The sequence below is a fragment of the Streptomyces sp. SAS_281 genome (genome assembly GCF_052542855.1).
The window spans coordinates 1-22,084 of sequence record NZ_JBMNDO010000010.1 but is presented as its reverse complement, the minus strand read 5'-3'; the positions used below and the strand labels follow the sequence as shown (position 1 = coordinate 22,084).

At 70.5% G+C, this 22,084-nt stretch carries 20 protein-coding genes and 1 rRNA gene; 14 read left to right on the top strand and 7 right to left on the bottom strand.

Features of this window, described 5'->3' with window-relative positions; all coding sequences use genetic code 11:
- Nucleotides 1-64: 64 nt before the first annotated feature.
- From ACN6LM_RS06100 to ACN6LM_RS06085, 4 genes are all read right to left on the bottom strand, one after another.
- Complete coding sequence (locus ACN6LM_RS06100) at nucleotides 65-517, bottom strand: hypothetical protein (RefSeq protein ID WP_445064225.1); 453 nt, start codon at nucleotides 515-517, stop codon at nucleotides 65-67.
- Between the two features lie 101 nt (nucleotides 518-618).
- Complete coding sequence (locus tag ACN6LM_RS06095) at nucleotides 619-2,433, bottom strand: alpha/beta hydrolase (RefSeq protein WP_445064224.1); 1,815 nt, start codon at nucleotides 2,431-2,433, stop codon at nucleotides 619-621.
- Nucleotides 2,430-2,783: a hypothetical protein gene (locus tag ACN6LM_RS06090; protein ID WP_445064223.1), complete on the bottom strand. Its 354-nt coding sequence runs from the start codon at nucleotides 2,781-2,783 to the stop codon at nucleotides 2,430-2,432. The genes ACN6LM_RS06095 and ACN6LM_RS06090 overlap by 4 nt, the downstream gene beginning before the upstream one ends.
- A 210-nt stretch (nucleotides 2,784-2,993) precedes the next feature.
- Nucleotides 2,994-4,691, bottom strand: coding sequence for a hypothetical protein (locus tag ACN6LM_RS06085; RefSeq protein WP_445064222.1), 1,698 nt, complete (start codon nucleotides 4,689-4,691; stop codon nucleotides 2,994-2,996).
- A 195-nt stretch (nucleotides 4,692-4,886) separates the two neighbouring features.
- Here ACN6LM_RS06085 and ACN6LM_RS06080 point away from each other — a divergent pair, with 195 nt between their 5' ends.
- The gene (locus tag ACN6LM_RS06080) at nucleotides 4,887-6,077 is read left to right on the top strand and encodes a low temperature requirement protein A (protein ID WP_445064221.1); all 1,191 of its coding nucleotides are present in this window, start codon (nucleotides 4,887-4,889) and stop codon (nucleotides 6,075-6,077) included.
- A gap of 2 nt (nucleotides 6,078-6,079) precedes the next feature.
- Here the strand turns inward: ACN6LM_RS06080 and ACN6LM_RS06075 are convergent, their stop codons facing one another.
- On the bottom strand, nucleotides 6,080-7,261 hold the full coding sequence (locus ACN6LM_RS06075; protein ID WP_445064292.1) for a hypothetical protein: 1,182 nt from the start codon (nucleotides 7,259-7,261) through the stop codon (nucleotides 6,080-6,082).
- Nucleotides 7,262-7,550: 289 nt separating this feature from the next.
- On the opposite strand from ACN6LM_RS06075, the gene ACN6LM_RS06070 reads away from it, so the two are divergent.
- The 9 genes from ACN6LM_RS06070 (at nucleotide 7,551) to ACN6LM_RS06030 (ending at nucleotide 17,365) form a co-directional block, all read left to right on the top strand.
- A complete protein-coding gene (locus ACN6LM_RS06070) occupies nucleotides 7,551-8,345 on the top strand; it encodes a DUF4232 domain-containing protein (protein WP_445064220.1) in 795 nt (264 codons plus the stop codon).
- A gap of 78 nt (nucleotides 8,346-8,423) precedes the next feature.
- Entirely contained in the window at nucleotides 8,424-8,861 is a 438-nt protein-coding gene (locus ACN6LM_RS06065) for a DUF6892 domain-containing protein (RefSeq protein ID WP_445064219.1), read from the top strand.
- A 79-nt stretch (nucleotides 8,862-8,940) separates the two neighbouring features.
- Nucleotides 8,941-9,630, top strand: a complete 690-nt coding sequence (locus ACN6LM_RS06060; protein WP_445064218.1) for a DUF402 domain-containing protein — start codon at nucleotides 8,941-8,943, stop codon at nucleotides 9,628-9,630.
- Nucleotides 9,631-9,909: 279 nt separating this feature from the next.
- Complete coding sequence (locus ACN6LM_RS06055; protein WP_024493027.1) at nucleotides 9,910-10,218, top strand: hypothetical protein; 309 nt, start codon at nucleotides 9,910-9,912, stop codon at nucleotides 10,216-10,218.
- A gap of 183 nt (nucleotides 10,219-10,401) precedes the next feature.
- On the top strand, nucleotides 10,402-11,271 hold the full coding sequence (locus ACN6LM_RS06050; protein WP_445064217.1) for a hypothetical protein: 870 nt from the start codon (nucleotides 10,402-10,404) through the stop codon (nucleotides 11,269-11,271).
- Complete coding sequence (locus ACN6LM_RS06045; protein ID WP_445064216.1) at nucleotides 11,261-12,628, top strand: hypothetical protein; 1,368 nt, start codon at nucleotides 11,261-11,263, stop codon at nucleotides 12,626-12,628. The genes ACN6LM_RS06050 and ACN6LM_RS06045 overlap by 11 nt, the downstream gene beginning before the upstream one ends.
- Nucleotides 12,625-14,175 (top strand): SCO6880 family protein, encoded by a 1,551-nt coding sequence (locus ACN6LM_RS06040; RefSeq protein ID WP_445064215.1) that lies wholly within the window; start codon nucleotides 12,625-12,627, stop codon nucleotides 14,173-14,175. The genes ACN6LM_RS06045 and ACN6LM_RS06040 overlap by 4 nt, the downstream gene beginning before the upstream one ends.
- Nucleotides 14,176-14,214: 39 nt before the next feature.
- Nucleotides 14,215-15,633 carry an ATP-binding protein gene (locus ACN6LM_RS06035; RefSeq protein ID WP_445064214.1) on the top strand — a complete coding sequence of 473 codons (1,419 nt, stop codon included), beginning with the start codon at nucleotides 14,215-14,217 and terminating at the stop codon, nucleotides 15,631-15,633.
- Between the two features lies 1 nt (nucleotide 15,634).
- Nucleotides 15,635-17,365, top strand: coding sequence for a type VI secretion protein (locus ACN6LM_RS06030; protein WP_445064213.1), 1,731 nt, complete (start codon nucleotides 15,635-15,637; stop codon nucleotides 17,363-17,365).
- Between the two features lie 12 nt (nucleotides 17,366-17,377).
- Here ACN6LM_RS06030 and ACN6LM_RS06025 read toward each other — a convergent pair whose 3' ends face one another.
- Nucleotides 17,378-17,935 carry a GNAT family N-acetyltransferase gene (locus ACN6LM_RS06025; RefSeq protein ID WP_445064212.1) on the bottom strand — a complete coding sequence of 186 codons (558 nt, stop codon included), beginning with the start codon at nucleotides 17,933-17,935 and terminating at the stop codon, nucleotides 17,378-17,380.
- A 143-nt stretch (nucleotides 17,936-18,078) separates the two neighbouring features.
- Between ACN6LM_RS06025 and ACN6LM_RS06020 the strand changes: the two genes are divergently transcribed.
- Genes ACN6LM_RS06020 through ACN6LM_RS06005 form a run of 4 tightly spaced genes read left to right on the top strand, consistent with a single transcriptional unit; the run spans nucleotide 18,079 to nucleotide 21,762 of the window.
- Nucleotides 18,079-19,011: an ABC transporter ATP-binding protein gene (locus ACN6LM_RS06020; RefSeq protein ID WP_445064211.1), complete on the top strand. Its 933-nt coding sequence runs from the start codon at nucleotides 18,079-18,081 to the stop codon at nucleotides 19,009-19,011.
- The gene (locus ACN6LM_RS06015; RefSeq protein ID WP_445064210.1) at nucleotides 19,008-19,796 is read left to right on the top strand and encodes an ABC transporter permease; all 789 of its coding nucleotides are present in this window, start codon (nucleotides 19,008-19,010) and stop codon (nucleotides 19,794-19,796) included. The genes ACN6LM_RS06020 and ACN6LM_RS06015 overlap by 4 nt, the downstream gene beginning before the upstream one ends.
- A 35-nt stretch (nucleotides 19,797-19,831) precedes the next feature.
- Nucleotides 19,832-21,100, top strand: coding sequence for a sensor histidine kinase (locus tag ACN6LM_RS06010; RefSeq protein WP_445064209.1), 1,269 nt, complete (start codon nucleotides 19,832-19,834; stop codon nucleotides 21,098-21,100).
- Nucleotides 21,097-21,762, top strand: a complete 666-nt coding sequence (locus ACN6LM_RS06005) for a response regulator (protein WP_445064208.1) — start codon at nucleotides 21,097-21,099, stop codon at nucleotides 21,760-21,762. The genes ACN6LM_RS06010 and ACN6LM_RS06005 overlap by 4 nt, the downstream gene beginning before the upstream one ends.
- Before the next feature lie 49 nt (nucleotides 21,763-21,811).
- Here the strand turns inward: ACN6LM_RS06005 and rrf are convergent.
- Nucleotides 21,812-21,928: ribosomal RNA gene (rrf, locus tag ACN6LM_RS06000) — 5S ribosomal RNA — on the bottom strand.
- Nucleotides 21,929-22,084 lie beyond the last annotated feature (156 nt).

Below are 22,084 nucleotides of genomic sequence, written 5' to 3'. Positions count from 1 at the left end.
CGGGGCACGGTTCGGCAGCGTTTTCGACGGTGTGTACGAGTCACGACGGGGAGCACGGGGGCGCTCAGGGAGCGCCGACGGACCAGAAGTCGGAGCGGACGTTGGGGCGGGGAATGACCTCGTCGCCCGCATAGTCGGGTCCGTTGGGCTTAGATGCTGGTGCTACCACTTCCGATTTCCGGACGCACGGGCTGTCCACCTCAAAAAAGGCTTGTCCCTTCCCCCCAATAATTAGGCTCACCCCAAACCCGTCGCTCGTCTGGGCAAAGATGGCCGGCACGTCTGGGTCCCTGTTGACGGCCTTGATAACGTATCGGCTCCTCCAGAACCGGTCGACCAAGCCCAAAAGACTTCCTCGCCGTTCGACAGAAACGACCGTCATTACGACTCTCCTCCGAGTTACGTCACACCTCCCCGTGGTAGTTGGGCCGTGCGTCCATCGCACCGAAGGGCGGATTTCAGCAAATACTTCATCGAGCAAGCTGTCAGCACGCTCAGCCGCTTCCTGCATGTTCATGCTCGCCTCCGCACCTTTACCTGCACCTCCGTCACCAGCACACGCGGCAATCACCAGCGAGCACAAGATCGCCACCAGCACCCACTGGGCCCTGCGAAGAATCACCGATACTCCTCGGTCTTCAATTTGCTCGCCCTACCAGCTACCACAAGGGCGATATTGTGGGCCGATACCGTGTCGCGATTGGGATCAGAAACGAAGTAGTCTGAATGAGCACCGATGGACAGGCCGTCACCGCTAACCAAAGGCGGACCATCGCCTACTTGAAAGCGGCGAGCACCAAAGGCCCTGCTGGCTGGGTCACGCCCAAACCACAAGTCGTCGTCACCTTGATCTGCGACTTCACCGAAGAGGTGTGCCACGGAAGGCCCGCCGGCGGTCAGGCCGATGAAGCCAGCCACCGCTTGCGGCTTGGAGGGGACCTTGGTCACGATATCGTTCTCCGCAGCTCCAACGAATACGTGGTTAGCACCAACTCCCAGGTCCTCGGCATGGTCAACGCCAACGCCCGGGCTGCCAACTAGCACGATGTCGTCGGCACCAGGAATACCGCCTTCGAATTGCGTGGCGGCCCCAACGGTCCGAGAGCCGTAGGAATGGCCAATCACCGTCAAGTGCGCGTTCCCGCTTCGGTTCGTTGCCGAGATTCCACCCATGAATCCGTTGAGCGCCTCTCCGCCATCTTCAGCTCGGGTGTCACCCGACACCGCGGCACTGCTCAGCCCATCCGGAAACTGTGGTGCGTCGTATCCTAGCCAAGCAATAGCTGCAGTCGATGGATCGTAGTATCGAGCGCCGATTGCAGTGTCGCGAGCGCGCTTCAAGTCGCCTTCCGCGAAATCCACGTCTAACGATGTGTTCAGGCCAGGGACGTACGTTGCAACGTTTCTAGCTGTATCGGGGTTGCCATACGCCACGATCGCCCGCCCGTTTCCCTCGTCCCCGACTCCCAACAAGTACATGGGCGGGTCCCCGGCCTGCCGGGGCTCCTTGAGTTGCCGGTCGATCTCGCGCAACCCCGCCAACCGCACCCGCGACACCTCGTCATCCCGCCCCTCCAGCTTGCCGATCAGCAGCTGGAGGTTGTCGCGGTTCGCCGTGTCACGGACCAAGGACGGGATGCCGTCCAGATTGCCGATCTGGTCCGGGTACACCGCGAGGTACTCCTCGCGCTGTTCGTCCGTCAGGTGGGCCCACCACTCACGCCGCGCCGCAGGCGTCGCGTCACGCGGGATGCGGGACTCTAGGTAGCCGCGCGCGGCCTCCCGGACAGCCGCCGCGTCGCCCGCCGCGTCGGTCCACGTCCGGTCCGGGACCTTCAGGCCCTCCTCCGCCCGGAGCCGGCGCAGAATCCGGGTGAAGCGCCAGTCGGTCCGGGCGGCCGCACGGACCGCCCCCGTGATCCGGTCCGAGATGTCCCTCGCCTTCGCGGCATGGGTGTCCGGGGCGATCAGCCCCGAGGGAGGCAGCAGCCCCGGCATGCCGGTCACCCGGGCCGTGCCACCGGGCACCGGATCGCCGTCGAACAGTCCCCCGGGCCCGGACGGGTACGACACCGACCCATCCGCGTGCACGGTGAACTTCAGCGACTCCGCCTCCTCCAACGCACTCCGCAGCACACCCTGCTGCACCCGCATCTCGTGCGCGAGGCTGTTCAACGCGGTACGGATCAGCCCGCACTCGGTGTACACGTACTGCAGGTTCCGGCTCATCCGCCGCAGCCGCCCCACCGCCGCGTCGGCCGCCGCGCCTTGCTGGGACTCGCGCAGGCCGACGAGCAACTGCTTCTCGATCCGGTCCCGCCCGGCATCCGCGCGGTTGCTCGCCTTGCCCCAGCCGTCCGCCGCGCTCTCCAGCTCGGCGCACTTGAGGTCGCGTAACTGAGCCCACGTCAACGTGGAGGACAGCGCGGTCACCGCTCGACCCCATGGGTCCGGCGCGCGACGGGCGAGAAGGACGACCGCACGGACTCATTCGTCTCGCCCTGCGCCCGCGCGACAGCGCGCAGGCTGCCCGCGAGCGCCCCGCACTCATGGCGGGCGGACTCGACGCGCCGTACCCAGGACTCCCGCACGGCACCCAGCTCGGCCAGCGAGTCCAGACCGGCGGTGCCGGCGAGCACCCCCTCGTGCGCCGTCGCCAGCTCCATGCGTACGGGCCCCAGATGGGCACCCATCCCCTCCGCGCCCCCGGCCGCCCGCAGCCACGCACCACCGCTGTGCCGCAGCTCGTCCCCGGCGCCGGAGCCACCCCCGGCAGGGCCCACGGCCCCACCCGCCAGATCGACCAGCCTCAACCGCGTCCCACTCATCGTCCACCCCGTTCTTGATCACGAAGATCGTGGAGCGGCACTGTGCCAAACGCGGCAACCGCGACACGCCGGACACAAGGCGGCCGGGGAGCGGGCGCACCCCCGCTCCCCGGCCCTGCCAACGCCTCGCCCCCGCCCAGGGATCACCCGAACGGTGGACCGGCGCTAACCCCCGTACGTCCTCGGGTCCTCCTCGTCCAGCCGGCGCAACGCCGCCACCGCACGGTCCTCCGGCGGGGTGCCGTCCTCGGGGATGGACCAGAGAAGCTGCCGTACGTGGCCCTCCTCGACGTCGTACAAGAGGCTGACCAGTGTCTTGTCCGGGTCGCTGAAGGCCGTGCCCGCCCAGTCGAACCGGACGTTCCAACGAGCGAGGAGGTCCGGCCTGCCGCGCAGCCCGTCGGCGATCAGCCGGGCGGCCCGGCGGGCCGGCCACATCCAGCTCTCGTCACCCTCCGCACGGGCGATCTCGGCGTCGTACGCGGCTGCGTCGAAGCGGAGCTCGGGCATCTCGCGCGGGCCGCCCGGCGGAACGGGGCACCGCCAGCCGGACCAGACGACCTGCTCCCCGTCCCGCCGGACGGTGACGTACAGCGCACCGCAACAGCCCTCGGCGCAGTACGCCTCGGCGAGCCGCACCTCACGCGGCTCGTCCGTGGCCCGCAGGGTGCCGGGAAACAGCAACTCCTCGGGGGAGTTGGCGGGCCCCCGGCCGAAGTAGTCCGCAACCAGCGGACGCCCGTCGACGAGGACCCGCGCCTCGACGGTCGCCGGATCCCCGGGATCACGCTCATGGACCGCGAGGCGCAGCCGCGCGCCCGGGGAGCGCGGGGCACCGAGCAGCTGCGCCCGCGTACGCCGCACCCACGCGACCCGCCGCCGCACGACGGGCTCGTCGCCCTCCCCGTCCGGCACCGCCCGCCACTCCGGGCGGCGCAGGACGGCCGCCAGCTCCGCCAGGGCCGCCTCACGCCGCCCGGGGCCCCAGTCGTGCAGCACGGCGGGTCCCGTGCTCAGCTCCTGAACGGCGGACAGGAGCAGCGCATGGTGGTCGAGCGTGGGGGGAAGGAGGCCGGCGCCCCGCGCGAACGCTTCGTACGCACGAGGGGCGTCCGGGTAGGAGAGGATCTCCGGCTGATAGTCGCGGAGGCTGGTCATGAGGAACAGCAGCCGCCCGGTCCGGGCGATCAGTGCGGCGCCCTCGCGGGCCGGGAGCCCGGGTACCTCCGCCGGGAGATCGGCCAAACGGGACGCCTCCGCCACCCGCCGCGCCACCTCGGGCCCCAGATCGTCCGGGAGCGCGACCAGCCGTTGCCGTACGGCGGTACGGTCACCGGCGTCGAGGGCGTCGAGCAACGGCCCGAAGGCCACAGGCCCCTCATGGTTGCGCAGTTCGAGCAGCGCACCGGCCGGCCGGTCGAGGGCGTCGAGGGCATGGACGACGGGCCGCACAAGGGTGCGCAGCCGGCCGAGGGTCCACAGATACGGCACATCCTGCGGCTCACCCAGCTCGGTGAGCAGGACGAGCCCGGTGGAGACGGCCAGGTAGCTGGTCCCCGTACGCACGAGCGTCCGCGCCAGCGCCCGCGCCCGTTCCTCGTTCTCCACCGGCACCCCGGCGATGAGAAGACGCAAGGTGCGGTGCCTGACGGGCGGGTCCAGGGCGTCGAGGCGCCGGTGCACCTCCTCCGCCGCCTCTACGGGGTCGGGGGCGACCAGCAACGGCCCGAGCAGACGGGTCAGCTCGTCCCTGGTCTGTGCGAAGTCCCGGCTGCCCCGGTTGGACGGGACCCGGCGGGGTACGGACGGTGCCGCGTCCGCCCGCGACCACGGCCCTTCGGGCTCGGCGCGTTCGACACGCAACGCGCACGCGTACAGGGAGGAGGGCCGGGGAGTGAGCACTCCGCGCTCTTCCGGGGCGCTCAACGGGCGGGGTGGTTCTCGATTCCATAGGTCATGGCGCGGAGTGTGGCAGAGCTGCGCCGCCGCACGCCAGCACTTTTCCACCGGGCGCGGTTCACGCGTCCTCACCCCGTCCAGCCGGAAGAATGCGCCCCCATGAGCTCATCGTCCCCCTCCCCCAGCTTCTGGCACCGGCCCATGGTGGCGCGCCGCGCCGACGAGCGGCACCGCGCCTCCACGATGCTGGAACTCTTCTTCGACCTCTGTTTCGTCGCCGCCGTCGCCCAGGCGGCCTCCGCCTTCGAACACGAACTGGCGGCGGACCGCATCGGCCACGCCGTCCTCGGCTACGCGATGGTGTTCTTCGCGATCTGGTGGGCGTGGATGAACTTCACCTGGTTCGCCTCCGCGTACGACACCGACGACGTCCCGTACCGGTTGCTGACGCTCGTACAGATCACCGGCGCGCTCGTCCTCGCGGCGGGCGCGGCCGAGGCGCTGGAGCACGAGGACTTCACCGTCATCACCTGGGGCTACGTCATCATGCGGCTCGCCATGGTCACGCAGTGGCTGCGCGCCGCCCGCTCGGACCCGGGGCGCCGCCGCACCTGCCTGGGATACGCCGCGGGGATCTTCCTGGTGCAGATCGGCTGGGTCGTACGACTGGCCCTGCCCGAGGACACCGGCCTGGTGACCTTCGCGGTCCTCGTCCTCGCGGAGATCGCCGTTCCCGCGCTGGCCGAACGCAAAACCACCACCACCTGGCATCCGCACCACATCGCCGAGCGGTACGGCCTGTTCACGCTGATCGTGCTCGGCGAGTCCATCACCGCCGCCACGGGCGCCGTACGCACCGCCCTGGACACGCACGCGGCGCTCGGCGACCTCGCCGCACTGGTCGCGGGCGGTCTCCTGACGGTGTTCGCCCTGTGGTGGCTGTACTTCGCGCAGAGCGCACCCCGGCTGCTGACCAGCCTGCGCACAGCGCTGCTGTGGGGGTACGGCCACTACCTCGTCTTCGCGTCGGCGGCGGCGGTCGGCGCAGGGCTCGCCCTCAACGTCGCGCACACCGCGGGCCACGGCCACATCTCCGACCGCACGGCGGCGGCCGTCTACACCGTCCCGGTCGCCGTGTTCATCACCCTCGTCTGGCTGCTGCACCACCGCACCTCGGTGCTTCGCCGTGCGGCCGACGTGCTCCACCCGGTGGCGGTGCTCGCGGTCCTGGCGGCCACGTACGCCCCGTCCCCCATCCTGACCACGGGCGTCATCACCGCGCTGCTCATCACGGCGACCCTGCTGCTGGCCGCCCGGGACACGGACGGCCGTACCGAGCAGGCGCACTGACCTCAGCGGCCGGCCCGCACCGCCTGCCCGGGCAGGACGATCCCCTGCGCGTGGGCGGTCTTCCCCGGACGCAAGGTCCACGGCACCGGAGGCGTGGCCGTCAGCCAGCCCTCGGCGATGAGAGTGTGCACGATGACCCCGCGCAGCTCCCGCCCGAGCTTCTTCCACCTCAGGCCCTTGCACAGCTGGCTGTACGACGGCCCATGGCCGTGCTCCGCCCGGAACTCGACGGTGAACAGGGCCGCCTCGCGCCCGCAGTCCGGGTGGGCGCCCCGCCAGGACTCGTACGCGTCGAGAGCGGCCCGGGGTGCGGGCAGCGGCGAGGGCCCGGACATGAACGCCGGGGCGACCCGCTCGAAGGGAAGACGGCAGAGTCCGCACGACTCGACCGCCTCCGTGTGCCGCAGCAGTGCGGGGCTGACGCCGGACTTCCAGGCGGCCCAGCTCTCCGGGGTGGGCTCGGCGGCGGCCGCCGCCTCCCGGGCCGCCCGCCGCTCCTCCGCCTCCCGAGCGATTGCGGCAAGCTCCTCCGGGGTACGCAACCGGCCCGCGAGGTGCCCCACCGACGCGCCGAGCCGGTAGGTCTGCCCGGACACCTCGGCGAGGAACCCCTTCTCCAGCAGCACGGGCACCGCCCCGTAACAGGCGGCGGGCAGCTCGGCCGGCGCTTGGCCGACCAGCTCGTCGGAGCAGTGGGCCGCCAGGAACAGTGCGGCCAGCCGGACCGCCGGCGCCCCCTTCCGTACCGGCTTGGCCAGCCGCGTACGCATGGACCATCCCGACACCCGCGACCGCGCGTCCTTGCCGAGGGGCAGCGCGCGGCCGGGCCCCGGCGCCATGTCCGGCACCACGATGCCGTACGGCACATCCGGTTCCCCACCGATGAGCTGCCCGGGCACCTCCCACCCCGCCGCCGTCAGCTCGGCCAGGGCACCCTCCGGGTCCTCCAGCCGCAACGACCGCAAGTCCGTCCCCGTGAGGTTGCCCGCCCCCGTACGCGCGGCCCGGATCCCCACGACGACCGCGAGGAGCCGCGCGTCGACGGAGCCCACCGGCAGGCCGGCCACGTAGGAGAGAAGCGCGCGGGCGCCCTCTCCCTGGCGCGGTGTGAGCAGGAAGGGCGAGGGCAAGGCGGCGGCACCGTCTCCGGCGGAAGCGGTTGTCACGGGCGGCGCGGCGGGCACGACAGGCTTGGGCACATCACATCTAACGGTGATCGGACCGCCGAAGTCACGCGCGGACGCGTCCTTCCCGCATGGACGCGCCCTTCCCGCACGGACACCGGGTCATGCGTGGGCCGGAGTCCTCTTTCGGGGGACGACAGCGGGACGTCAGGCAGGCGTTAGCAGAACATGAGCGGCGCGCGGGAGGCTTCCCACGTCAGACGGTCCGGAGGGGGAGCGGTTCGCCGCGGATTCCGGGCCCTGTCTGCGACGACCGATCCATCGACCGCCACACACTTCGGGGAATCCCATGCGCACGATTCGCAACCGCAAGCACACCGCCGTCCTCGGCGCCGCCGCCACTGCCGTGCTCGCCCTCGCCCTCACCGCCTGCGGCGGGGACGGCGGCGGGACGAAGTCGGCCGGCCCGGCCGACAACTCCGCCTCGGCCGACGCCACCGTCGCCGCGAAGGACACCGCCGACGACGCCGCCCAGGACCAGGGCAGCACGGCGAGCGACGGCGCGAAGACGGGCGGCGGCTCCACGGACGCGGTCACCTCCAGCACCGGCACGTCCAAGGGCGGCGCCGCGAAGACGGGCGGCTCCACGGCCGGGGCCACCGGCGGCGACACCAGTGACGGCTACGCGTACAAGCACCCCTGCAAGAGCGGCGACCTGTCGGTGCGCGTATACGCCCGCGAGGGTTCGGCCACCCAGCACGTGATCGAGGTCAACAACACCGGCAGGAACTCCTGCGGCCTGAGCTACTTCCCGCGCGTCAGCCTGGGTGCCGCGAAGGCCACGGACCACAGCGGCGACATCATCCCGCTGGTCCCGGGCGGCCTCGGCGGCGCGCCGGCCTACCCGGTGAAGCCGAAGACCGCGGCGATCGCGGTGATCGACCTCAACCCGGGCGGCGGCAACGGCGTGACCTGGGTGGACGAGCTGAACGTACTCGCCGACGGCGACCACATGCCCAACGCCGAGCAGCTCAACTTCCCGCTCGGCCCCGACGTGAAGGTCGGCACCCCGAAGCTGGGCCTGTACGAGCGCACGGTCGCCGACGCGGTGGCCTCCATGAAGCAGGCGAACGCGAAGCCCTGACCCCGGACAGGCAGGCCCCGACGGTGCCCTCGGACGGACCACGACGGTCTGTCCGAGGGCACCGCTACGATCCCCGGCATGCCCGCATTCCGCGATTTCAACTTCAAGCTGCTCGTCATCGAACAGCTCATGTACAACGACGAGACGCTCACCCCGGTGTTCCGCATAGCCGACTGCCTCAAGGCCAAGGGCGTCGACAAGGACCCGCAGAGCTACGCCTACGAGAACGACCTCGCCTTCACCGTCCTCGACGAGGCCCGCGCCCACTTCGAGGCGCTGGAGATCAGCACGGAGCTGCTGGCCACCGTGGAGACGCTGGTCCTCGACGGCGGCCTCGATGTGTACCAGGAGTGCGCCCCGGTCTGGGACGGGGAGGACGACCTCTTCGACGTGGGCTCGCTCGAGGACCTGGACCTGCTGCCCAACCTCCGGCTGATCAGCGGCGTGGACGACTGCGGAATCGGCATGTCGTTCGACACCGAGGTCCTCGCGAGCCGGGGTATCGCCACCGACTGACGGACCGACTCCCCGTCAGGGACGTGCCCCACTCGGCCCGTACGTGTCCGGTGCACGCGCGGCGGGAATGATCAATCACATGAAAGAGGACAACAGGGACACCGCAAGCGGCACACCGGGCGAGATCCTGCACTGGAACCTGTTCATAGGCGGCCACCTCAGCGCCTCCGTACCCGTACGCCTGGTCGAACGAACGGACGCGGGGCAACTGGTGTGGATGAAATCGGGCACCCCGATGTGGCACACCGCCCTCCCGCGCGGCGTCACCCACCTGCGCGACATCGACCCCCACGAGCGCCCTGCCGAGGGCTTCCCCGTCGTCGCGGGCCGCTGGCCGATGGGCGACGCCCTCTTCTACCAGCCGGCGGGGGCGGCCCACTCGGTGCTCTGGCTCTTCGGCCGCAGACACAAGTTCCGCGGCTGGTACGTCAACCTCGAACGACGCGTGCACCACGGTGCGGACATCGACATCGCCGACCTCGAACTGGACATCAACGTCGCCCCGGACCGCACGTGGAGCTGGAAGGACGAGCGGTCCTTCGCCGAGAAGACCGGGCACCCCGCGTACTGGACGGCCGAGGAAGCACGCGCGATCCGGACCGAAGGAGCGACCGTCGCACAGCTCGCCGAGGCCGGAACCTTTCCCTTCGACGGCTCCTGGTGCGACTTCCGGCCACCCACGCACTGGAAGACGCCCTCCCGTCCGCCAACCCCCCGCCACCCGCTGCTGCGCCCGCTGGGCACTCCGACCTCGCCTCCCCCACCCTGAGGAGCACGATTCGGCCACCGGGGGATATCTCGGCCAGCTTGGCGCGATGACGATCATTGCCCGGCGTCACTCTGCGTGATACACAGAGTAACCATACGTATTTCGCCCACACACCGATTCGATCCGCAGGTCAGGGCGGCCAGACCGGTCAAATGTGCGAGATCCGGGTAAAGAGAGCCGTGAAGCCGTCGTACGAAAGCAGTTTCATCAGCGAAGATAGAGAGTGACCCGTGCCATGCGGTACGGGCGCCGAACTACCCAACTGGGGCGGTGACTTACATGATCCTGGCAGCTGAAAAGGGCGATATCACCACCATCATCGGCGGAATCGCCCCGAACTGGGGGCCGTTCGGGACCCTCGGCAACGAGGCCCGCGTGATGATCGAAGTGGTGATGGCGATCGCCATCCTGCTGTGCCTCGGCATCGCGATCTGGGGAGCGGCCAAGCAGCGGATCGGCGCGACGGCTCTGCGCGACACGTTCAGCGCGGAACAGGGCAAGGGGCTGATCGTGGCCGGCCTGACCGGTGTGTTCATCATCGGATCACTCGGCACCCTGTTCACCATCGTGTACGGGATGGCCGTCTGACCGGGCGTCGACCCCGTCCCCGGGGGCTCGTCCGCCCCACCCCTCCCATCCGCCCGTCGTGCCCACCGGCAGAGGTTGCGTACCCCTGATGTCGAGTCACCACACCGCGTCCGCGCGGAGAGCAGCACGGCTACCGTCGTACTACGACGTGGTTCAAGCAACGGTTGAGGGGGCGTACGCGGCATGAGTCTCGGCGACGAGGACGGCTACGGCAACGACGCGGGACGCACGAGCGACGCCTACAGCACGATCGGCGGCACCCGCCAGACCCGCACCCGCCTGCCCGACGGCCCCACCGGCGACCCCTACGGCCCCCGCCGCCCGGCCCGCAACTCCCGCTCCCTCATCACGTTCGCCGGCGTGGTGATCCTCCTGCTGGGCGCCATCGCCTTCGCCAACATGGGCGGCGACGACAACGGCTCGGGCGGCAAGTCGGGCACGACCTCCGGCTCCAAGGCGGAGGCCGCCCCGACCTCACCCACAGGCACGAAGCCGGTAACGGGCAAGAACGGCACAATCCCCTCAGGCTTCGCCCACACCCAACAGGGCGCGGAGAGCGCGGCGGCGAACTACTCGGTCGCGCTCGGCTCCGTCGACATGTTCGATAAGGTCAAACGCGACGAAATCCTCGGCACCGTCATCGCACCGTCAGCTGTCAATGGCTTTCGAACCACTCTCGACCAGGCCTACTCCTCCCTGCTTTTCAAGAACCTTGGTCTCAACGAAGACGGCTCGACTCCTGACGGGTTCACGTTCATTTCGCGTACGACACCCATCGGCACGAGAGTCACGAAGAGCAGAGCCGACCAGGCCACGGTCGAGGTCTGGTGCAGTGGCTTGATCGGTCTGGCGGGCGAAGGATCCACCAAGCCCGTAACGGATGGGTGGTTCACCATCACCATGGAGCTGCAGTGGATCGACGGCGATTGGAAGGCAGTCACCCACTCCCAGAAGGATGGCCCCGCACCGGTTGGTGGGGACACCAGGGCATCCAGCGCCGATGAGATCGCCGGTGCTGTCAATGGGTTCGGAGGGTTCACCTATGCCCGGTAGCCGACTTCGCCAATGGAGTTCCGTTACGGCCTTGTTCGCAGCGCTCCAGGTCTCTGTCGTCCTTCTCGGCGCGCGGGCCGTGTCTGCGCCCGCGCCCAGCCCCAGCCCCAGCCCCAGCAAAAGCAACAACGCATGTGACCTGATTCATGGCCCCGCCAAGGACTACTGCGAAGGCGGAAGCGCCAGCTCGCCCAAGTCCACGCCTCCCGCGAGCACCGACCCCGCTCTCGATCCGCTCACCTCGCTCGGGCGGGGCTGTGCCGACGCCGCCGCGTGGATCGTGGGCAAGCTCAGCGACGCAGTCAAAAGCACCGCCAACGTCGACTTCACGAACACCCGCTTCCTCCAGCAGTACGCCATCGTCTTCGCCGCCTCCACCGTCCTCACCCTCGTCCTCTGGCTCCTCGCCGTGGCCAAGCGCGCAATCCGCGGCGTCCCCCTCACCACAGCCATCTCCGAAGCCATCGGCTTCCTCTGGCTCACCGTCCTCGCCTCCGCCTTCACCCCCCTCATCCTCTACACCATCGTCTCCGCCACCGACGGCGTCACCGAAGTCATCGCCTCCTCCTCCGGCGGCCAGACCGACGTCTTCTTCGGGTCCTTCGCCCAAGCCCTCAAGAAGGACTCCGACATCGGCGGCGGCCCGATCATGCTGATCGTCGTCTCCCTCGTCTCCATCCTCGCCGCCGGCATCCTCTGGCTCGAACTCGTCATCCGCGCCGCCCTGCTCTACGTCGGCGCCCTCCTGGGAACCGCCGTCTACGCCGGACTCGTCGACAAGAACATGTGGGGCCACGTACGCCGCTGGGCAGGCATCATGATCGCCGTGATCATGGTCAAACCCGTCATCGTCGTCGTACTCGGCCTCGCCGGTGCCCTCTCCTCCGACGACGGCCCGGACGCCTTCTCCGCCGTCGTCTCCGGCCTCGCCATCATCCTGCTGGCCATCTTCGCCTCCGCCATGATCTACCGCTTCGTCCCCGGCTTCGGCGACGAGATCCAAGGCGCCCGCACCAACCGCAAACAGGCCACCGACGGCTCCCAGGCCGCCGCCATGATCAGTTCCCCCGCCGCCCTCGTCTCCCAGGGCATCAAGACCCACAGCAGCCGCGGCGGCCAGAACAGCGGCGACACCGGCAGCGGCGGCGGCCGCCCCGCCAACCCGGTCAGCGGCGGAGTCGCCGCCCACAGCTCCCGCAACGCCGGAAGCGGAACCGGCAGCGGATCCGCCCCCTCCGCCGCACCCCCGCCCCGCAGCGGCTCCGGCCCGACCGCCGGCACCCCCCACAGCAGCCGCGGCACCCGCGGCGGACCAGGCAGCACAGGTAACAACCGCACAGGAGGTGGCGGGCGTTGAGCACACAGTCCCATCCGATCGCGCCCCGCCGTACGTATCTCATCGGCCGCGCCCGGCCGAACGCGATCGTCGGCAAGAACCGTGAGACGGGCGAGATCGCCCTGATCATCGCCGGCGCGTTCCTCGGCATGATGAGCGGCCTGCTCGTCCCCGTCCTCTCCCTGCGCATCGTGCTGCTCACCGGCTTCCCGCTGCTCGCCATCGCCATGGTCTACGTCCCGTACCGGCACCGGACCTTCTACAAGTGGTTCGAGATCAACCGCAGCTACAAGCGCTCCCTGCGCCGCGGCACCGCCTACCGCTCCTCCGCCATGGAAGCCGGCACCCGCGCCGACGGCCGCGAGATCGAGATCGGTCCGCCCCCCGGTATCGGCCGCATCAACTGGCTCTCCGCCCCGTTCGGCCCCGACGAGATCGCCGTCCTCCTCCACGCCGACCGGCGCACCGTCACCGCCGCCATCGAGATCGAGGGCCCCGGCGTCGGGCTGCGCGACAGCGAGGACCAGGAAGCCCTCGTCGACCGCTTCGGCACCCTCCTCAAACACGTCGCCAACGGAGACGGCTTCGTCACCCGCCTCCAGATGCTCGCCCGCACCCTCCCCGCCGACCCCGACGCCCACGCCAAGGACGTCGCCCAGCGCGGCGCCCCGTCCTCCCCCCGCTGGCTCCAGGACTCCTACGACCAGCTCCAGTCCATGGTGTCCACCTCCAGCGAGCAGCACCGCGCCTATCTCGTCGCCTGCATGCACTTCAACCGCGAGCTCGCCGCCGAGGCCCACGCCATGGCCCGCGCCGCCTGCCCGCACACCGGCCGCAAGCTCGACCGCGACGCCGGACTCGCCGTCGTCATGGCCCGCGAGCTCACCGACATCTGCGCCCGCCTCGCCGAGGCCGACATCCGGGTCCGCCAGCCCCTCGGCCAGAGCCGGCTCGCCTCCCTCGTCCACTCCATGTACGACCCCGACCACCCCATCGACCACATCCAGGCCATGACGAAGCGCAACGCCTGGCCCGCCGAGCTCGACGCCGTGGAACCGACGTACCTCCAGGCCAAGACCCGCGAGTCGTCCACCCGCGCCCCCTGGTGCCATTCCACGGCCTGGGTGAAGGAGTGGCCGATGACCCCCGTCGGCGTCAACTTCCTGGCACCCCTCCTCGTCCACACCCCCGACGTCATCCGCACGGTCGCCGTCTGCATGGACCTGGAACCCACCGAGATCGCCATCGAGCGCATGCTCACCGAGAAGACCAACGACGACGCCGAGGCCAGTCGCCAGGCCAAGATGAACCGCACCGTCGACCCCCGCGACATCGCCGCCCACGGCCGCCTCGACCAACGGGGTGAAGATCTCGCCAGCGGCGCCGCCGGCGTCAACCTCGTCGGGTACATCACCGTGTCGTCCCGCTCCCCGGAAGCCCTCGCCCGCGACAAGCGGACCATCCGTGCCTCGGCCGGCAAGTCGTACCTGAAGCTCGAATGGTGCGACCGCGAGCACCACCGCGCCTTCGTCAACACCCTGCCGTTCGCCACCGGCATCCGCCGCTAACCGCCAGTCCGCGACACCGAGAGGGAGGTCAGTCACGCCATGCGAGATCCGCTGTCCGCGTTGTCGGACGCCTTTACCGCCTTCCTCTTCGGGAAGGTGGAGACGACCCGCCTGCCCGTCCGCACCTCGACGGGCCAGGCCCAGGCCGTCTACCTGCCCACCGCCGCCCCCGGCCTGGGCGACTCCGGTGTGATCATCGGCCGCGAGGTGTACTCCGGCAAGGGCTACATCTACGACCCCTTCCAGCTCTACGGACAGCAGCTCCCCGCCCCGCACTGGCTGGTCCTCGGCGAGTCCGGCAACGGCAAGTCCGCGCTGGAGAAGACGTACGTGCTCCGCCAGCTCCGCTTCCGCGACCGGCAGGTCGTCGTCCTGGACGCCCAGGGCGAGGACGGCGTCGGCGAGTGGAACCTCATCGCGCAGGAGCTGGGCCTCACCCCCATCCGCCTCGACCCCACCTCCGCGCTCAACGGCGGCATCCGGCTCAACCCGCTCGACCCGGCCATCACCACCACCGGCCAGCTGGCCCTGCTGCGCACCATCATCGAAGTCGCCATGGGCCACGGCCTGGACGAACGTTCCGGCTTCGCCCTCAAGGTCGCCCACGCCTACGTCAACGCCACCGCAACCGACCGCCAGCCCGTCCTCACCGACATCGTCGAGCAGCTGCGCCACCCCGAACCGGAATCCGCCCAGGCGATGAACGTCGACATAGACGACGTACGCGCCTGGGGCCTGGACGTCGCCCTCGTCCTCGACCGACTGGTCGACGGCGACCTGCGCGGCATGTTCGACGGCCCGACATCCTTCGGCATCGACCTGGACGCCCCCCTGATCGTCTTCGACCTCTCGCACATCGACCGCAACTCCATCGCCATGCCCATCCTGATGGCGATCGTCGGCGTCTGGCTGGAGCACACCTGGATCAGGCCCGACCGCAAGAAGCGCATCTTCCTGGTCGAAGAGGCATGGCACATCATCAACTCGCCTTTCGTGGCCCAGCTCTTCCAGCGCCTGCTCAAGTTCGGCCGCCGCCTCGGCCTCTCCTTCGTCGCCGTCGTCCACCACCTCAGCGACGTGGTCGACGGCGCCGCCGCACGCGAAGCCGCCGCCATCCTCAAAATGGCCTCCACCCGAACGATCTACGCCCAGAAGGCCGACGAGGCCAGAGCCACCGGCCGGGTCCTCGGCCTGCCCCGCTGGGCCGTCGAAATCATCCCCACCCTCACCCCGGGCATCGCGGTCTGGGACGTGAACGGCAACGTACAGGTCGTCAAACACCTGATCACCGAGGCCGAACGGCCCCTCGTCTTCACCGACCGCGCCATGACCGAATCATCCGTGAGCGACCTCCTCCCGGACGACGTAAGGGCCGCCGACCTCGAAGCGGAGGAACGCGCGGCCAGGATCGAGAACCAGCAGCGACTGAACGAGTCGTCCGAGTCAACGGTGGCATGACATGGCAGGGAGCGACGGGGGACGGTCCGGCGAAGGCAAGGGGGGCGGCATCCCCGACGGCCTGCTCGTCGGACTGCTGGCCTTCCTCCTCGGACTGACGCTCCTGGCCTGGACGGCCACCGGATTCGCCGGCCTCCTGGCCCACGGCGCCTGGCCCGAGGCCGTCACGCCGACCGAGACACCACTGGCCCTCCGCCGCCTCCTGGAGGCCCCGCACGACCTGCCCGCCGCCTGGCCCGACACACCCCCGCAGGAGCTCTCCGGCTACGGCCTGTTCTGGGGCCTGCTCATCGGCGAACTCATGGTGCTCGTGGTGCTGACGGTGTTCGTGATGGGCGTCATCACCCGCTGGCGCGCCGTGCGGGCCCACCGCCGCGCGGAACGCACGGAGCGGCTGGCCCTCCTCGAACAGGCACACCGCGAGGAGCGCGCCCGCCGCCGATCGGCACACGGCAAGGGCCTCAGAACCGGCCGGCGGACCAACCGGCGGGAGTACGCGCACGAGGCAGCGCTCCCCGGCCCGGAACCGACCCCGGAACCCACCCCCGACGCCCTCCGCGAGACGACCCCCGTCCCCGCGTCGGCCACCCCCGTTCCCGCCGAACACCTCACCGAAACCGCACCGCAGACGACGGCCCTTCCCACCGACACCGCGCCCGAAGCACTCACCGGCCGGACAACCCGGCACGCGCCGACCGGCACCGCGAAGACCCCACCCGCGAAGACCGCACCCGAAGAGACGGCGTCCTACGAGCCGACCCCCACCGGTCCACTCCCCGCGACCGTCCCCTCCCCGCGCGCCCCCCTCCTCCTCTACGGCCCCGCCGCCACCCGCCGGGCCACCGCCGTCCAGGCCGTCCGTGAGGCCGACGGCCCCGTTCTCGTCGTAACCTCCGACCCCACCCTCTGGGCCGAGACCAAGGACGCCCGCGCCAAGCTCGGCCCCGTCCTCGTCTACGACCCCGGCCACCTCTGCGACACCCCGGCCCGGCTGCACTGGGCGCCCACCACCGGCTGCGAACAGGCCGACCGGGCCGCGGCCCGCGCAGGCGCGCTGCTCGCCCCCGTCCGCCCCCGGGCCCGCGTCGACGCGGCGACGGCCGACATCGCCGAAACCCTCCTGCGCTGCTGGCTGCACGCCGCCGCCATCGACGGCCGCCCCTTCCGCCAGGTCCACCGCTGGGCCATCGGCGGCAACGCCCACGAACCGGTCCGCCTCCTGCGCACCCACCCCAAAGCGGCCCCCGGTCTCGCCGGACTGCTGGAGTCCGCGCTCACCGGCTACCCCGAACGCCGCGAGACGGCCCAGGAACTGACGGTGCGCGCGTTCGGCGCCCTCTCCTCCGTCCACGTCCGGGACACCTGCACACCAAATCGAGCAGATGCGCTCGCACTGGATTCCTTTGCGGACGAAGGGGGCAGCCTTTATGTGGTGGGTGAAGCCATCGAGACCCCGCGATCCGGTCCAGGGACGATGCCCCTGCTCACCGCGCTCGCCTCAGACGTGGTCGAGCACGGCCGCCGCATGGCCGCACGGTCATCCGACGGCCGGCTCGACCCACCAATGACGCTCGTCCTCGACGACATCGCGGCCGTCGCCCCCCTGCCCCGGCTGCCCGACCTGCTGCGATCCGGCCAGACCCAGGGCCTGGCCACCATCGCCCTGCTCCGTTCCCCGGAACAGGCCCGCTCGCACTGGACGCAACAGCTCCGGACACCCAGCAGCCTCTGAGCCGGCACGGCCTCAGGGCCGCGACACCGCGTACTCCAGCTCACGCGCCGTCGGATCGCCCGGCATCGCCACCGTCTCCCCGGTCGGCACAAAACCGAACCGCCGGTAGAACGCCGCGGCGCGCGGATTGTTCTCGTGCACATACAGCCGTACGCGCTCCAGCCGCGGGGCCTCCAACGACCACGCCCAGTCCACCGCCGCCCGGAACAGCGCGTCGGCCACCCCCGCACCCCGCGCCTCCGGCCGTACGAACACACCGACCAGGTGCCCCTGGTTCACCGACGCCGCCTCACCGAACCGCGCCTCGACGTCCGGCCCCTCCACGAGCACCGTCACCGAACCCGCCCAGGCACCGTCCGGGCCCTCCGCGACGAACTGCCGCACCTCGCCCGCTCCGTCCGCGGAGGCGCCGACCGTGCGCTCCCGCCACGCCTCGTCGGACCGCTTGAGCCCCTGCTCATACGTCTCCAGGAACGCGACCGGGGCGGCCGGGTCCTGCAGAGCGGCCAACCGGAGCTCCTTCACCGACCGCCACTCGTCGGCGCGCACCACCCGTATCACGTAATCCATGCACCGATCCTGACCTGCGCTCCCGCGACCACGCAAACGGATTCGCCCCGCACCCCCGAAGTCGTACCCCGGTACTACGCGCCCCCGCACGTCCCGCCCCCGGTCGGACGACCGGCCCGCGCCGCCTCCGTAGCGTCGACCGCATGATCAGGGCACACGCACTCACCAAACGGTACGGGGACAGCACCGTGGTCCACGACCTCGACTTCACCGTCCGCCCGGGCACGGTCACCGGCTTCCTCGGCCCCAACGGCGCCGGCAAGTCCACCACCATGCGCATGCTGCTCGGCCTGGACGCACCCACCCGCGGCCGCGCCACGATCGGTGGCCGCGCGTACACCTCGCACAGCGCCCCCCTCACCGAGGTCGGCGCCCTGCTGGAGGCGCGCTCCGTCCACCCCGGCCGCACCGCCTTCCACCACCTGATGGCGCTCGCCCACACCCACGGCATCCCGCGCACCCGCGTCGAACACGTCCTGGACCTCGCCGGCCTCACCGCGGTCGCCGGGCGACGCGTCAAGGGCTTCTCACTCGGCATGGGCCAGCGCCTGGGCATCGCCGCCGCCCTCCTCGGCGACCCGGCGGTCGTCATCCTGGACGAACCCGTCAACGGCCTGGACCCGGAAGGCGTCCTCTGGATCCGCACCCTGCTCCGCGATCTCGCCGCGCAGGGCCGCACAGTCCTGGTCTCCTCGCACCTGATGAGCGAGATGGCCCTCACCGCCGACCGCTTGGTCGTCATCGGCCGCGGCCGCCTCCTCGCCGACACCACCGTCACCGAGTTCACCGCCACGGCCGGCAGCAGCTCCGTCACTGTCCTCACCCCCCAGGCCACCACCCTGAGCGACCTGCTGCGCGGACCCGGCATCGAGATCACCACCACACCCGGCTCCGACCGGCTGGACGTACGCGGCACGGACGCCGAACACATCGGCCGCACCGCCGCCGCCCACGCCATTCCCCTCTACGAACTCACCCCGCGCACCGCGTCCCTGGAACAGGCGTTCATGGACCTCACCCAGGAGTCCGTCGACTACCGGACCACCAGCGCCGCACCCACTGGAGCCCTCGCGTGACCACCACGGCCCTTCCCCACTCCTACCGCGTCACACCTGCCCGGGTGCTGCGCTCCGAATGGCACAAGCTGCGCACCCTGCGCTCCAGCTGGACCACCCTGGGCCTGGCCGTCCTCTTCGTCCTCGGCGTCGGCATCCTCATGGGCGCGACCTACACCTCCGACGGCGGCGACTCGGACATGGACACCGTCATCCTCGTCCTCTACGGCTCGCTCCTCGCCTCCCTCTGCACGGTGGTCCTCGGCATCCTCGTCACGGCGGGCGAGTACTCCACGGGCCTGATCCGCGCCTCGCTGACCGCTGTCCCGCGCCGGCTCCCGGTGCTGTGGGCCAAAGCCGCCGTCTTCACGGCCACCGTCTTCACCGTCATGTTCGCGACCTCGCTGGTCACCTTCGTCATCGCCCAGCTCTTCCTCCACGACACGGACCAGGCCGCTTCTCTCACCGACCCGGGTGTACTCCGCGCCGTGGCGGGGAACGCCGCCGGAACCACCTTCCTCGGCCTCATCGCCCTGGGCCTCGGCGCTCTCCTGCGCTCGGTCCCCGGAGCGATCGGCGCCTTCATCGGCGGTGTGATGATCCTCCCCGAGGTGCTCACCACGCTCCCGTACGACGCGGTGGAGACGGCCGTCCGCTACTTCCCCACCCAGGCGGCCGGTGTCCTCGGCTCCGCCACCCCGCTCCCGGACGCCGCGTCCCCGGGCCCGGCCCTGCTCGCCCTGGTGCTGTGGGCCTCGGCCACACTGGTCTCGGCGGCCGTACTCCTGCGGCGCCGGGACGCATGAGCCGTACGACGCTGCCGGATACAGGGGACACACCAATGGCCGACACCGCCGAGCGCCGGGAACCCGCCCCGCCGGCCGCCCCGTCCCCGCTCACCGGGCACATACAGCACCTGTTCCAGCGCATCCGCGCCTTCGACCGCCGCCGCCCGGCGGTCTGGAACGGCGTCCTCACCACGTTCTGGGTGCTGTTCGCCGTGCTCGACGTCTCCACCGGCGGCTGGCGCACGGTCGCCGTCGACCGGCACGTACCGGAGGCGCTGGTGTTCGCCATGAGTGCGGCGTTCTCCGCCCCACTGCTCTGGCGCCGCTCCCACCCTCTGGCCGTGCTCGCCTTCATGGCCCCGTTCTCCCTGGCCAACGTGTGGACGGGGGCGGTCATCCAGGCGTCCCTGCTCCAGGAGATCGTGGTCTTCAACATCGCGGTACGCCTGCCGATGCGCACCCTCGCCTGGTCGGGCGCCCTGGTCGCGGCACCGCTGGTGATCGCCTCGTTCCGGTTTCCGGAGGTCTGGAGCCGTCTGCTGCTCCCGCACGTGTGGATGTTCGCCATCGCCGCCCTGGCGGGAATCCTGGTGCGTACGCGCAAGGAGTACACCGAGGCCCTTCTCGACCGTGCGGACCGGCTGGAACGCGAACGCGACCAGCAGGCCCGTCTGGCCGCCGCCGCCGAACGGACCCGGATCGCCCGGGAGATGCACGACATCATCGGCCACAACCTCTCCGTCATCACGGGGCTGGCCGATGGCGGCTCGTACGCGGCGGCCCGGAGCCCCGAGCGCGCGGCCCAGGCGCTGGAGGCCATCGGCACCACCAGCCGCCAGGCCCTCGCCGAACTGCGCCGTCTCCTGGGCGTGCTGCAGGACCGGCCGGAGGACGCCGATCGCACCCCGCAGCCCACCCTCGACGACATCGACGGGCTGCTGGAGGGGGTGCGCCGGGCCGGCCTGCCGGTCCAGCTGCTCGTACGGGGAACACCGCCGACCGGTCCGCTCACCCCCGGACGCCAGCTGACGGTCTACCGGGTCGTGCAGGAGTCCCTGACGAACTCGCTGAAGCACGCGGCCACTTCACCATCGCTCGCGGCCGAGGTCACATTGACCTACCGACCGGGTGCGCTGGAAACTCTCGTCACGGACAATGGCACCCCACCCCAGGCCCGGCGGACCTCCGCCGGCACCGGGCAGGGCATCACGGGGATGCGCGCACGCGCTTCCCTGTACGACGGCACGCTCGAAGCCGGCCCCTCCGCCGCAGGCGGCTGGCAGGTCCGGCTCCGGCTTCCTCTGGAGGACTCCCCCTCGTGACGACCGTGCTCATCGCGGACGACCAGCCGATGCAACGCTTCGGCTTCCGCATGCTGCTGGAGAGCCAGGACGACATGACGGTCGTCGGTGAGGCCGCCAACGGCCACGAAGCGCTCCAGCTCATCGCCCGGCACCAGCCGGACGTGGCCCTGATGGACATCCGCATGCCGCTCCTGGACGGCATCGAGGCGACCCGCCGCATCATCAGGGCCGGCTCCTCCACCCGCGTCCTGATCGTCACGACATTCGACCTGGACCGGTACGCGTACGACGGTCTCCGCGCCGGCGCCAGCGGCTTCCTGATCAAGGACGCGTTGCCGGAGGAACTGCTGTCCGGCATCCGGGCCGTGGCCCTCGGCGACGCGGTGGTCGCCCCGAGCCTGACGCGCCGTCTCCTCGACGCGTACGTGCAGCACCTGCCGGCCGCCCCGGGCGAGCCGGCCACCCAGGACCCGCGCATCGCCGGGCTCACCGGCCGGGAGTTGGAAATCCTCACGGTCATCGGCCAGGGCTGGACCAATTCCGAAATCTCCGAACGGCTTCACCTCGCGGAGTCAACGGTGAAGACCCATGTCTCCCGCATTCTCGCCAAGACGGGTGTCAGGGACCGCGTCCAGGCGGTGATCCTCGCCTACGACACCCACCTGGTCTCCCTGGCCTGAAACGCAGAAAAGCCCCGTGCCATCGGCACGGGGCTTCCCCACAATGATTGTTCGGCGGCGTCCTACTCTCCCACAGGGTCCCCCCTGCAGTACCATCGGCGCTGAAAGGCTTAGCTTCCGGGTTCGGAATGTAACCGGGCGTTTCCCTAACGCAATGACCACCGAAACACTATGAAATTTGAACCAACCGGACAATGACACGGCTGTTCGTTATTTCAGAACTAACACAGTGGACGCGAGCAACTGAGGACAAGCCCTCGGCCTATTAGTACCAGTCAGCTCCACCCGTTACCGGGCTTCCACATCTGGCCTATCAACCCAG